The 12,474-nt window shown below is 72.1% G+C and carries 12 protein-coding genes; 11 read left to right on the forward strand and 1 reads right to left on the reverse strand.

From position 1 onward, the window contains the following. Positions 1-20: 20 nt before the first annotated feature. Positions 21-1,760 (forward strand): AMP-binding protein, encoded by a 1,740-nt coding sequence (locus OG447_RS12255; RefSeq protein WP_266936512.1) that lies wholly within the window; start codon positions 21-23, stop codon positions 1,758-1,760. Between the two features lie 54 nt (positions 1,761-1,814). On the opposite strand, the gene OG447_RS12260 is transcribed toward OG447_RS12255, so the two are convergent. Then, a complete protein-coding gene (locus OG447_RS12260; protein WP_266936513.1) occupies positions 1,815-2,579 on the reverse strand; it encodes a 4'-phosphopantetheinyl transferase superfamily protein in 765 nt (254 codons plus the stop codon). Between the two features lie 369 nt (positions 2,580-2,948). Between OG447_RS12260 and OG447_RS12265 the strand changes: the two genes are divergently transcribed. The 10 genes from OG447_RS12265 (at position 2,949) to OG447_RS12310 (ending at position 12,468) form a co-directional block, all read left to right on the forward strand. Continuing rightward, on the forward strand, positions 2,949-3,743 hold the full coding sequence (locus OG447_RS12265; protein WP_266936514.1) for a hypothetical protein: 795 nt from the start codon (positions 2,949-2,951) through the stop codon (positions 3,741-3,743). 112 nt (positions 3,744-3,855) lie between these two features. Beyond that, complete coding sequence (locus OG447_RS12270) at positions 3,856-4,623, forward strand: helix-turn-helix transcriptional regulator (protein WP_266936515.1); 768 nt, start codon at positions 3,856-3,858, stop codon at positions 4,621-4,623. A 248-nt stretch (positions 4,624-4,871) separates the two neighbouring features. Then, positions 4,872-6,440: an acyl-CoA carboxylase subunit beta gene (locus tag OG447_RS12275; RefSeq protein WP_266936516.1), complete on the forward strand. Its 1,569-nt coding sequence runs from the start codon at positions 4,872-4,874 to the stop codon at positions 6,438-6,440. A gap of 16 nt (positions 6,441-6,456) precedes the next feature. Continuing rightward, positions 6,457-6,660 carry an acyl-CoA carboxylase epsilon subunit gene (locus OG447_RS12280; RefSeq protein ID WP_266936517.1) on the forward strand — a complete coding sequence of 68 codons (204 nt, stop codon included), beginning with the start codon at positions 6,457-6,459 and terminating at the stop codon, positions 6,658-6,660. A 179-nt stretch (positions 6,661-6,839) separates the two neighbouring features. Beyond that, positions 6,840-7,094, forward strand: a complete 255-nt coding sequence (locus OG447_RS12285; RefSeq protein ID WP_266936518.1) for an acyl carrier protein — start codon at positions 6,840-6,842, stop codon at positions 7,092-7,094. A 78-nt stretch (positions 7,095-7,172) separates the two neighbouring features. Next, positions 7,173-8,405, forward strand: a complete 1,233-nt coding sequence (locus OG447_RS12290) for a beta-ketoacyl synthase (protein ID WP_266936519.1) — start codon at positions 7,173-7,175, stop codon at positions 8,403-8,405. Further along, on the forward strand, positions 8,402-9,628 hold the full coding sequence (locus OG447_RS12295; RefSeq protein ID WP_266936520.1) for a beta-ketoacyl synthase N-terminal-like domain-containing protein: 1,227 nt from the start codon (positions 8,402-8,404) through the stop codon (positions 9,626-9,628). Before OG447_RS12290 ends, OG447_RS12295 begins: the two co-directional genes overlap by 4 nt. After that, positions 9,625-10,632, forward strand: a complete 1,008-nt coding sequence (locus tag OG447_RS12300) for a beta-ketoacyl synthase N-terminal-like domain-containing protein (protein ID WP_266936521.1) — start codon at positions 9,625-9,627, stop codon at positions 10,630-10,632. Before OG447_RS12295 ends, OG447_RS12300 begins: the two co-directional genes overlap by 4 nt. Beyond that, complete coding sequence (locus OG447_RS12305) at positions 10,629-11,405, forward strand: alpha/beta fold hydrolase (protein WP_266936522.1); 777 nt, start codon at positions 10,629-10,631, stop codon at positions 11,403-11,405. The genes OG447_RS12300 and OG447_RS12305 overlap by 4 nt, the downstream gene beginning before the upstream one ends. 46 nt (positions 11,406-11,451) lie before the next feature. Next, the gene (locus OG447_RS12310; RefSeq protein WP_266936523.1) at positions 11,452-12,468 is read left to right on the forward strand and encodes a thioesterase family protein; all 1,017 of its coding nucleotides are present in this window, start codon (positions 11,452-11,454) and stop codon (positions 12,466-12,468) included. Positions 12,469-12,474 lie beyond the last annotated feature (6 nt).

The raw sequence follows: 12,474 nt of genomic DNA on the forward strand, positions 1-12,474 counted from the left end.
GTCAGCTAATCTCCGGCGGCATGCGGACGACGACTGCACCCGAAACCGTCGCGGAGCTCATCGCGCGCCAGTGGGGCGACCACCGGCCCGGACTGATGTACGAGGACCCCGAAAGCGCCGAAAGCGCAGTACGCGCCGGAAGCGCCGAGCGCACCGTCCTCAGCCGTCACCGGGCCGCCCGGGAAGCCGCCGCGCGCGCCGCGCTCCTCGTCGACCTCATGCCGCCAGGGGCCGAGCCGCACCTCGGGGTGCTGCTCGACAACGTCCCCGAGTTCCCGCACTGGCTCGGCGCGGCGGCCCTCGCGGGGGCCGCCGTAGCCGGGATCAACCCCACCCGTCGCGGCCCCGAGCTGGCCCGCGACATCCTGCACACCGAATGCCGGATCCTGGTCACCGAGCGCACCCACCTGCCGCTGCTGCGCGGCCTCGACCTGCCCGGCGTACGGCTCCTGGTGACCGGCACCGAGGAGTACGCGGCCCTGCTCGCCCCCTACGCCGCCGCCAAGCCCGGCGAGGCCGTCCTGCGTCCGCCGGGGCCCGCCGACCGGCTGCTCCTCTACTTCACCTCCGGCTCCACCGGCGCCCCCAAGGCCGCCATCTGCACCCAGGGCCGCCTCGCCGGAGCCGGCCACGCCCTGGCCCGGCAGTTCTCGGTGACCCCCGAGGACGTCCACTACGTCTGCATGCCGCTCTTCCACGGCAACGCCGTCATCGCCGACTGGCTCCCGGCGCTCGCGGGCGGGGCCGCGGTGGCCCTGCGCCGCCGCTTCTCGGCCTCCGCGTTCCTGGACGACGTACGGGCCTACGGGGCGACGTACTTCACCTACGTCGGAAGGGCGATCCAGTACCTCCTGGCCACCGAGCCCCGCCCCGACGACCGCGACCACCGGCTGCGCCTCGGTTTCGGCACCGAGGCCGGTGCGGTGGACGCGGCCCGCTTCGCCGAGCGGTTCGGCGTCCGGCTGGTGGAGGGCTACGGGGCCACCGAGGGCGGCGCCTCCGTCCAGCGGACCCCCGACACCCCGCCGGGAGCCCTGGGCCGCGCGGGGGCGGGGGACGACCTGGCGGTGATCGACCCGGAGACGGGCCGGGAGTGCCCGGCCGCGCGGCTGGACGGGGCGGGGCGCCTGCTGAACGGGGACGAGGCCATCGGCGAGCTGGTCAACCGGGGCCGCAGCCTCTTCGAGGGCTACTGGCGCAACCCGGACGCGGAGGCCGCCCGCACCCGGGACGGCTGGTACTGGACGGGCGACCTCTTCTTCCGGGACGCCGCGGGCTTCCTCTGGTTCGCGGGCCGCACCGACGACCGGCTGCGGGTCGACAGCGAGAACCTCGCCGCGGCGGTGATCGAGAACATCCTGGCCCGCTGGCAGGACGCGGCGGCCGTCGCCGTGTACGCCGTCCCGGACGAGGTCGCGGGCGACCAGGTCATGGCGGCGGTCGCCCTCCGGGAAGGCGCGGCCTTCTCCCCCGCGGCCTTCGAGGCGTTCCTGGCCGCGCAGCCGGACCTGGGCACGAAGTTGGCCCCGCGCTACGTCCGCGTGGTGCCGGCCATGCCGGTCACGGCGACGAACAAGGTCCACCGGGTGGCGTTGCGCCGCGCCGGCTTCCTGCCCGGGCCGCCGGGGGAGGCCGCGCCCGACCCGGTGTGGTGGCGCCCGGCCCCGGCCGCGGCCTACCGGCCCCTGGACGAAGCCGCGTTGTCCGGCCTGCTCGCTGCCTACGCGGCCCAGGACCGCCTGGGCCTGCTGGAGACGTAGGCCGGCGGGACACCCCTGGCGCCCGTACGTGCGCCAGTGCGCCCGTACGCGCGTCTACCGCCCGTACGCGTGCAGCCGGGCGCCCGTGGCGGCGGACGCGTGCGCCAGTGCGCCCACGTAGGGGGCGGGCAGCGCCAGGTCGGAGGTCTGCCAACTGGTGGGCACGCCGGGGACGGTGGTCCGGACGCGCACGGGACCGGGATCGGCCGGACGGGTCTCCACGGCGGACAGGTCCGCCACGATGCCGACGCCCACCGCCTTGAGGGCGGCCTCCTTGCGGGTCCAGCAGCGGAGGAAGGCCCGGTCGCGCGCGACCGGGTCGGGGATCGCGCCGACGTGCGCGTTCTCCGCCGGGGTCAGGGCCTTTGCGGCGAGTGCGGCGGACCAGGCCGGGCGAAGGTGCTCGACATCCACACCGATCCGGTGGGTCGCCACCGCCAGGAGTCCGCAGCCCCTGGTGTGGGAGATGCTGATCCACAGGTCGTTGCCGGGGTGGCGGACGTACGGGGGGCCGTGCCCGGTGTCGGCGCACTCGGGACAGGGCCTGCGCCCGAACTCGACCAGCCCGGGCGGGACGTCGAGGATCCGGCCGAGCACCCGGCGGGCGGCGGCGCGGCAGGCGGTGAAGCCCGGACCGCGGTCGGCGGGGAGCCGGGCGGCCGTGGCCCGCTCGGCATCGCTGAGCAGCGCCGCGTCCGAGGGGTGCGCGGATTCGGCGGTGAGCCACCACCAGATGTCCACGGGCTGGGGCGGGCCGGAGATGACGCCGGGACCGGCCCCGGCGCCATCTCCGGGTACGGGGACTGTGGTTCTGGTCACGTTCGCTGCTTCCCTCGGCGCCCGGTGCGGAACCGGGCGGGCCCCGCGACTGTAGGAGCCGGGGGAGCGGAGCCGCGAGGGTCTTGGCATCAAGGTGCCAGGGGGCGCCCGGATGTCACCGTACGCACGGGTCAGTTCGCCCGTTGGAGCCGTCGGCGGCGGGCGGGAGGCATCTTCCTGTGAATTGACCGGGTGCCGGAACCGGAGTCGGGCCGAATCAAAGCCGGGCGATGGTTCCCGCGTTCCCTGCATTTCCCCGACAATTAAGTTGTTCAACAATCACCCACCGTAGATGCTCGTTGACTGTCCGACTTGGCGCGGGATAGCCTCTGGCCGGGCGCGATGCTGTAACGGGGATGGCGGGAGATCGTGGTTATCGGGAAGACGGAGTCGCAGCCGGCGGTACGGAAGGGGGAGTCGGCCGACGATGAAGTCGGCCGGGCCCTGTTGCAGGTCAAGGAACTCATCGAGGCGGCGAAGGGCAGTCACCCGCACGCCGCCTCCAACCATTCTGTCCGAATGCTGGAATCCGATGAGGATGCCGTCGGCATTTCCTGTCGGTTGATCGGTAGTGCCCGTCAGGACGTGAGCGTGACCGCGCAGACGCCCGGTTCGGAAGCGGCCGCGGTGGCGCTGGCGCTCCTCGGCCGGGGCCGTGGCCCCGACCGCGGGGCCGACCGCGGGGCCGTGCGGGCGCGGCTGCTGTGCTCGCCCGTGGTCGCGCGGTCCGCCGTGTTCCGCGAGGCCGTCGCCGGTTCGCCCGCGTGCGTGGTCAAGGTCGCCGAATGCGTCCTGAACGAGACGGTGTTGCTGGACGGCGCCGTGGCCGTGGTGTGGTCGGACCCGCGCAGTGCCGGCCGGGGGGTGTCCCTCGTCCGGGACCCCGCGTCGGTCAGCGCGCTGGCCTCGCTGTTCGCCGCCGCCTGGAACGGCGCGACGGCGTGGGACGACGTGGCGAGCCGCGTCCGCAGTGAGACGGGGCAGCGGATTCTGGAGGCATTGCGCGACGGTCGCACGGATGTCGTGGCGGCGCGGGAACTCTCCATACCGCTGCGTACCTACCGGCGCTACGTGGCGGAGATCATGCGGGAAATCGGTGCGAGTTCGCGATTTCAGGCGGGAGCGCGCGCGGTGACGCTGGGTCTTTTGAGCAACGAGGAATGAACGTGGGCGACGGGTGCCCGGCTCCTGGGGAGCAGTCCGGGGTCTGCCGGGCAATTGCGCCGGTCGCGCGCGAAATCATGGGGGAATTATGACGGGGGAAGACCGGAAGAACATGCCTGAGACAGAAGAATTCGATGTGACGCTCGGGGACGTGCACGAACTCATCGCGGAAGCGGTGTCGAAATACCGGGAGTGGGCCGACCGGAGCCGGCAGGTCACGCCGGTCGGGTCCGGCTGCCGGGGCATGCGGGAGGCGGCGGGCCGGCTCATCTCCGGCGCGCGGCGCAGCGTGGACGTGGTGGTGGCGGCCGAGGTGGAGCAGGCGGTGCAGGTGTGCACCACCCTGTCGCAGATGCTGGCGGCCGGGCGCGATCAGCTCACGGGCCGCGTGCTGTGCACGCACGCGACCGTGGAACAGGACGCGTTCCGGCGGTTCCTGAAGGAGGATCACCGGCTGCGGATCCGGGTGGCGCCCGTCCCGTACCTGGAGACGGTGGTGGTCGACGGCGAGGTGGCGCTCGTGCGGGCCGAAGGCAGTGCGGACGCGTCCGTGATCCGGGTGCCCGCCGTCATCGAGCCGATCCAGGCCCTCTTCGCCAGCGCGTGGCACACGGCGGCGCCGCTGGGCGGCGCGGTCGGGCCGGGCAGCCCGCTCCTCACGGGCTCCGCGGCGGGCATCCTGCGGCAGTTGCACGCGGGCAACACCGACGAGGCGGCGGCCCGCGAACTCGGCGTGTCGGTACGGACCTACCGCCGCTACGTCGCCGACATCATGGAGGCCCTCGGGACGAAGTCCCGCTTCCAGGCGGGCGTCCGCGCGGCCGAGAGCGGGCTGCTGCCCCGACCCGTCCCGGCGGGGCGCAGGCTGCAGGCCGCGTAGAGGTGTCCGACGGCCCCCTTCGCCGGGGCAGCCGGCGCCCCCTCGCCGGGGCAGCTAGCTGCCAGTTCCGAAGGGCGGGCCGGGGAATTCCCGGTCCATTACCGAACGGTACGACACCTTGATGACAGCTCATCCGGCATAGCTGGTCCGGCCGCACCGGTGAATCTATGGTGATTCGGTGCGGCCGAGACCGCGCATGCCGGCGGTTGTTCCGGCGTATTTCCACCGACCGCCAAGGGGGACGGCCGATGAGCGATTTACTGACCGGCGGCGCCGTGGACCGGCTCGCGGAATTCCGCGAACTGCGGGAGCGGGTTCGGCGCGGTCCGAGCGAACAGGCGACCGAGGCCCAGCACGCCAAGGGAAAACTGACGGCGCGGGAGCGGATCGACCTACTGCTGGACGAAGGTTCATTCCATGAGGTGGAGCCACTTCGGCGGCACCGGGCGACCGGTTTCGGCCTGGAAGACAAGAGACCGTACACCGACGGTGTGATAACCGGCTGGGGAACGGTCCACGGACGTACGGTATTTACCTACGCCCATGATTTCCGAATATTCGGGGGTGCGCTGGGAGAGGCCCACGCACAGAAGATCCACAAGATCATGGACATGGCCCTGGCCGCGGGGGCCCCGCTGGTCTCGCTGAACGACGGCGCCGGGGCCCGCATCCAGGAAGGGGTCACCGCGCTCGCCGGGTACGGCGGGATCTTCCAGCGCAACACCCGGGCCTCGGGCGTCATCCCGCAGATCAGCGTGATGCTGGGGCCCTGCGCGGGCGGCGCCGCGTACTCGCCGGCGCTCACGGACTTCGTCTTCATGGTCCGGGACACCTCGCAGATGTTCATCACCGGCCCCGACGTCGTGGAGGCCGTCACCGGCGAGAAGATCACCCAGAACGGGCTGGGCGGGGCCGACGTCCACTCCGGCGTCTCGGGGGTCTCGCACTTCGCGTACGACGACGAACAGACCTGCATCGAGGACGTCCGCTTCCTGCTCTCGATGCTCCCGCAGAACAACCAGGAGGCGCCCCCGGCCAATCCCGGCGGTGACCCGGCCGACCGGCGCACCGACGTGCTGGGCGAGCTGGTGCCGGCCGACGGGAACAGGCCGTACGACATGCGCCGGGTGATCGAGGAGATCGTCGACGACGGCGAGTACCTGGAGATCCACGAGCTGTGGGCCACCAACGTGCTGTGCGCCCTGACCCGCATCGACGGGCACGTCGTGGGGATCGTCGCCAACCAGCCGCAATCGCTGGCCGGGGTCCTCGACATCGACGCCAGCGACAAGGCCGGCCGCTTCGTCCAGCTCTGCGACGCCTTCAACATCCCGCTCGTCACCCTGCTCGACGTCCCGGGCTTCCTCCCCGGCGTGGACCAGGAGCACGGCGGCATCATCCGGCACGGCGCCAAGCTGCTCTACGCGTACTGCGCGGCCACCGTGCCCCGCGTCCAGCTGATCCTGCGCAAGGCGTACGGCGGCGCGTACATCGTCATGGACTCGCGGTCCATCGGCGCCGACCTGTCCTTCGCCTGGCCGACCAACGAGATCGCCGTGATGGGCGCCGAGGGCGCGGCGAACGTCATCTTCCGCCGCGACATCGCCTCGGCCGACGATCCGGCGGCGATGCGGGAGCAGCGGATCAAGGAGTACAGGAGCGAGCTGATGCACCCGTACTACGCGGCCGAACGCGGCCTCGTCGACGACGTCATCGACCCTGCCGAGACCCGGGCCGTCCTCGCGGCCTCGCTCGCGATGCTCCGCGCCAAACACGCCGACCTGCCGAACCGCAAGCACGGCAACCCGCCGATGTGAGGGGAGCGCACACCCGGTGGAACCCAAGGACGAACCGCTGTTCCGGGTGACCAGGGGCACGCCCGGCCCCGAGGAGCTGGCGGCGCTGACCGCGGTGCTGCTCGCCCGCGGCGCCTCGCGCGCCGCGGCTCCGGGCACGGCGCCGCAGGCCCGGCCCCGGCTTCCGCGCCGGCGCACTGCCTGGTTCGCGCCCGGCGCCTGGCAGCAGCGCGCCGGATAGCCGACCGAAAAATGCCAGTCCGGGCGACGCGGACGTGAACAGCGAAAACCGGCTGGCAGCTAAATGACAAGACCCTGTTGCGCGATGTGCCGAATGAATACTGTCGGAACCGACGCGGATATCCGTCGCGCATTTCTTTCACCCACCGACCACGCTGTATCAGGAATGAGGGAACAACTGTGCCCGCTACTACCGCAGAACGCCGCGAGACCATCAAGGAAATTGTGTGCGACATCCTTGAGATCGACCCCGAGGACGTGACCGCAACCAGCCTCTTCAAGGAGGACCACGACGCCGATTCGCTGCGCGCGATCGAAATCCTCGCCTCGCTGGAGAAGGAATTCAGCATCGTCATCAACCAGACCGAGCTCGGCCGGATGGTGAACATCGACGGTGTGTACGAAGTCGTCGCGGAAGCCGCCGACTGGAAGTAGGGCCCGGCGGCGCTGTGTCCATGGACGGAAGACCTTGGGAACGGCCGGCTCGCCGGCCTGCGAGATAGCGGGATGAACATGTCTGATGTACCGGCGAAGAGAGTGGTCATCACCGGGCTCGGCGCGGTTTCCAGTATCGGACTGGGCGCCTCCGAGTTCCTTTCCGGCCTGCGTTCAGGCCGTAGCGCCGCAAAGCCGATCACCGCGTTCGACACCGAGGGCTTCGATCACGCGAACGGCTGCGAGATCGTCGACTTCGACGCTTCACACTGGATCAGGAACCTCGAGGTCGAGACGCTCGGCCGGGCCAGCCAGTTCTCGGTGACCGCCGCCCGCATGGCGATCGACGACGCCGCGCTGGCGGACACGGACCTGCGGTCCGGCCGCTGCCTCATCTCGATCGGCACCACCGACGGGGAGTCCCGCGATCTCGACCAGCTCGTCGAGACCGAGGTGAAGCTGGGCGCCGAGCGGATGGACCCCACCGTCACCGCCCGGGTCCCCGCGGGCCGCCTGTCGGCCGCGATCGCCCACGAGTTCGGCCTCAGCCGGGTCGAGGCCGTCACCCTGCCCACCGCCTGCGCGGCCGGCAACTACGCCATCGGCTACGGCTTCGACGCGGTCCGCACCGACGAGGTCGACTTCGCCCTCGTCGGCGGCGCCGACGCCCTCTGCCGCAAGACCTTCACGGGCTTCTACCGGCTGGGCACCATCGCACCCGAGCTGTGCCAGCCCTTCGACATCGACCGCAAGGGCATCCTCACCGGCGAGGGTGCCGGCGTCCTGCTCCTGGAGACCCTGGAGTCCGCCACGGCGCGCGGCGCCCGGATCTACGCGGAAGTCCTCGGCTACGGCCTGAACTGCGACGCCCACCACCCGGTCGCGCCCAACCAGGACAGCGTGGCGCAGTGCATGCAGCTCGCTCTCGACGGCGCGGGCGTCAAGCCGGAAGAGGTGGACTTCATCTCCGCCCACGGCACGGGGACCAAGGCCAACGACGTCACCGAAGCCCGGGCGATCCGGCAGGTGTTCGGCGACCGGACCCCCCGGACCGTCTCGATCAAGTCGATGCTGGGCCACAGCATGGGGGCCGCCAGCGCGCTCGCCTCCATCGGCTGCGCGCTCGCCCTCACCGAGGGGTTCATCCCGCCGACGATCAACCACGTCGAGACCGACCCCGAATGCAGCGTGGACTGCGTGCCCAACCACGCCATCGAAGCCGATCTGCGGGTCGTCCAGAACAACGGACTCGCCTTCGGCGGCAACAACTCCGTAGTGATCTTCGGGAAGTACGAGGAGGCCCGGGCATGACAGCACACCCCGATCCGGCCGCAGCCGCACCGCCCGACCTGGTCTTCACCGGTCTGGGCGCCGTGGCCAGCGTCGGCAGCGGCGTCGACGAGATCTTCGAGGCGCTCTGCGCGGGCCGCTCCGGCCGCGCGGAACTCCGCGGCTTCGACCCCGTCGGCTTCCGGGCCCGGCACGCCTACGAGATCGACGACCGGCCCGCCCCGGGAACCGACGAACCCGGGCGCGCGACCCGCTGGCTGATCGCCGCCATCGCGGAAGCCGCCCACGACGCCGGACTGGGCGAAGACCTCTCCGAGGTGCCGGTCCTCATCGGCACCGGCCTGCGCGAGCTTCGCTCGGCGGAGCTGCGCTGGCGTGACGGAGCCGACTTCGACATGGCGGAGCTGCACTTCGGTACGGCGCTGCGCGAGCGGTTCGGTGCGGTCCGCACCCACACCTTCTCCAACGCCTGCTCCGCCTCCCTCTACGCGCTGGCCATGGGCAGCGACCTGCTGGCCGCGCAGGAGGCGGACACCGTCATCGTCGCCGGCGTGGACACGCTCACCGAGAGCATGTACGGGCTCCTCGACCGCGTGCACATGGAGGCCCCGGACCGGCTGCGGCCCTTCGACCGCGACCGCAAGGGCGTCCTCATGGGCGAAGGCGCGGCGGCCGTGGTCCTGCGCCGCAACACCGGTACGGCCACCGGTACGGGTACGGGCACGAGTACGGGTACGGCCGCCGGCCGGGGCGGTGGCGCGGTGCGCGGCCGGCTGCGCTCCGTCCACGTCAACTGCGACGGCTACCACGTGACCGCCCCCGACCGGGACGGCATCGCCGAGGCCGTACGCGGCGCCCACCGGGAGGCCGGCGTCAAGCCCGAGGACATCGGCCTCGTCATGCTGCACGGCACCGGCACGCTGCTCAACGACGAAGCCGAGGCCGCGGCCATCGGGGACGTCTTCGGCCCGCAGGCCGGTACACCGCTGATGACGGCGGTGAAGTCGATGACCGGGCACACCTCGGGCGGCTCCGGGCTGCTCAGCCTGATCGTCGCGCTCAAGGCCCTCGACTCGGGACGCGTACCGCCGACCATCGGGCTGCGCGAACCGATCGAGGAGGCGGCGGCTTTCCGCATCGTCCGGGACCGCGAGGCCGCGGCCGAGGCGGTCCTCGCCCAGGTCGACGCATTCGGATTCGGCGGCGTCAACGCGGTCGCCGTCGTGGAGAGGGCCGTGTGGTGAACACCTCCGACATCCTGGTGACGGGCATCGGCACGGCCCTGCCGGGCGTCGCCGGACCGGACGGCCTGCTGCCGTCCGCCGGCTCCGCCGGGACCGGTGTTGCGGCGCCCCCGGTGGACCCGGGCGCGCTGATCGGCCGACGGGGCCTGCGCTACAAGGACCGGGCCTCCCAGCTCGCCCTCTGCGCCGCCCAGGACGGGCTGCGGGCCGCCGGACTGCTCTCCGGCACCGCACTCTCCGTTCCCGCCGGCTCGACGGGCGTCGTGGTCAGCTCCAACCTGGGCAACCTCGACACGGTCTGCGAGGTCGTCGACGGGATCAGGGAGCACGGCGTCGCCGGCATCAGCCCCATGGGCCTGCCCAACGCGTCGAGCAATGTCGTCGCGTCCTCGATCGCGATCCGCTTCGGGCTGCGCGGCCCCAACCTGATGGTCTGCAACGGAGCCACCTCCGGCCTCGACGCCGTCCACTGGGCGGCCGTGATGATCCGCGCCGGACGTGCCGAACGGGTGCTCGTGATCGGCGTGGAGACCCACAACCGCTACGTGGAGGGCCTGCTCGGCCGCCCCGCCGGGGAACTCCTCGACGGGGCCGTCGCCCTCGTGGTGGAGAGCGCCGCGGCCGCCGCCGGACGCGGAGCGCAGGGCCTGGCCGTCCTCGGCGGCTACGCCCGCGAAGCCGGGGTCGACGCCTGCCTCGACCGGATCCTCGCCGCGCCCGGCGCGGCGGAGCCCGGCCTCTGGTTCGTCCCCGAAGGACACCGCGGCGAGGGCCGGCTGCCGGAGGGCGAGGTGCCGCGGCACGACCTCACCCGTACGTTCGGCAGCGCCTCCGGAGCCCTCGGCGTGCTCCAGTGCGCGGCCGCGGCCGGCTGGCTCTCCGGTACCGCCGGCGAAGGCCCCGGCCCCGGCACCGTACGCAGCCCCGTCCTCGTCACCTCGGGCACCGACCAGGACGATGCCTCCGCCGGGCTCCTGCTCAGCGCCGTGGCGGCCACCCCGTGACCGGGGCACCCGCGCCGGTCTCCGTACGGCTGAGCCGTCCGGGCCGGGGCGCGGCCCCGCTGCGCGTCCTGCTGCTGCACGGGCTGGCCGGCGGGGCCAACGTCTGGGACACGTACCTGGAGCACACCCGGGACTCCCCGCACGCGGTCTGGACCGCCGAACTGCCCTGGCGGGCCGAGGAGGTCGAGGGCTGGACCGCGCGGTCCCCCGCCCACTGGGCCGGAGAAGCGATGGGCGGGGTGCCGGGAGGCCCGGACGTGGTGATCGCGCACTCCTTCGGCGCGAACGCCCTGCTCGCCCTGCTGGACGGCCGGGACGCGCGGCACCTGCCACGCGCCGTCGTACTGGTCTCGCCGTTCTACCGGCCCCGCCCCGAAGCCTTCGACTGGGAAGCGATCTCCTACTACCTCAACGACTTCGACCGGATCCTCGCCGACGGCCTGCGGGTCCGCTCCGACGGCCGGATCCCGGCCGGAATGCGCCAGGAGATGGCGCTCAAGGTGCGGGACCGGATCGGTCCGTACGGCTGGGTGAGCTTCTTCGACACCTACCTGCGGACCCCCGCCCTGCGCACCGACCGCATGACCATGCCCTGCCTGATCGTCGGCGGCGAGCAGGACTTCGCGTCCTTCCCCGCCGACAGCGAGGCACTGTGCTCGGCCCTGCCGTACGCCAAGGCCGAGATCCTGCCCGACTGCGGCCACTTCGCGATGGCCGAGCAGGCGGCGGAGTTCGCCGCCCTCACCGAGGGCTTCGTCGGATCCGTCGCGTAACGGCCCCGCCGCTCACACCCGAACCGCTGACAAGGACACATCTGCGATGACCACCCCGACCGCAACGGCCGTCAAGTACCTGCTGGAGATCCAGACCACCCTCCAGGTGCGCCCCCGCTTCGAGGGCTCCAACATCAACACCTGGATCGGCTTCAAGCACGTCAACTACCTCGTCGAGGAAGCCGTCCTGGAGCACTTCCGCAACGCCGGACTGCCCTCCCGCGAGCTCTTCGAGGAGTACGGCCTCGGTGTTGACGTCGTGGACCTCGACACCCGCATCCTGCACGCCTTCCACCAGGACGACGTGGCCCGCGCCGTCGTCGTCCCGGTCACCAAGGACGGCGACACCGCCTTCGGCTTCTCCGTCACCCTGTACGTCGAGCGGGACGGCAAGGAACTGAAGGCCGTGACCTCCAAGGCCAAGGTCTCGCTGCGCGTCGACGACTACCTCGCCGCGGTCCCCGTCCCCGCCGAGCTCCAGCGCTTCGCCGTGGCCCGCCTCGGCAGCGGCGCCGAGCGCTCCGTGCACCACGGCGCCGAGGCCGCCCCGGCGGCGAACACCGCGCTGTCCGCGGGCCGCGGCACCACCGGTGCGGACCCGGTGCTGGAGCAGCTCCTGGCCGGCGCGAACGCGTTCGGCTGGAAGTGGCGGATCCCCTACCCCTACTGCCACTTCAACGAGCGTCTGGCGCTCTCCGGCTACCTGCGCCAGGTCGAGGAGGTCGTCGACCTCTTCCTCGCCGACCGGGGCATCTCCATCAAGACGCTGCTGGACGACCGCAAGTGGATCCCGGTCGTGCCGCGCTCTCAGATCCAGTTCCTCGACGAGGCCCTGATGGAGGAGGACCTCTACACCGTCTTCACCGTCGAGGAGGTCTTCAAGGACTTCACGTACACCGCGCGCACCGACTTCTACGTCGTACGCGACGGACGGCTGGTCCAGACGGCCACCGGACGCATCACCCACGGCTACGCGGTGTTCGAGAACCGTCGCGACTGGAGCCTGGTGGGCTTCGACGAGCGGGTCGTGCGCGCCCTGAACGGCGAGCCCGCCGCGGGCTGAGCATCC

This window comes from Streptomyces sp. NBC_01408, from assembly GCF_026340255.1.
Classification (GTDB): domain Bacteria; phylum Actinomycetota; class Actinomycetes; order Streptomycetales; family Streptomycetaceae; genus Streptomyces.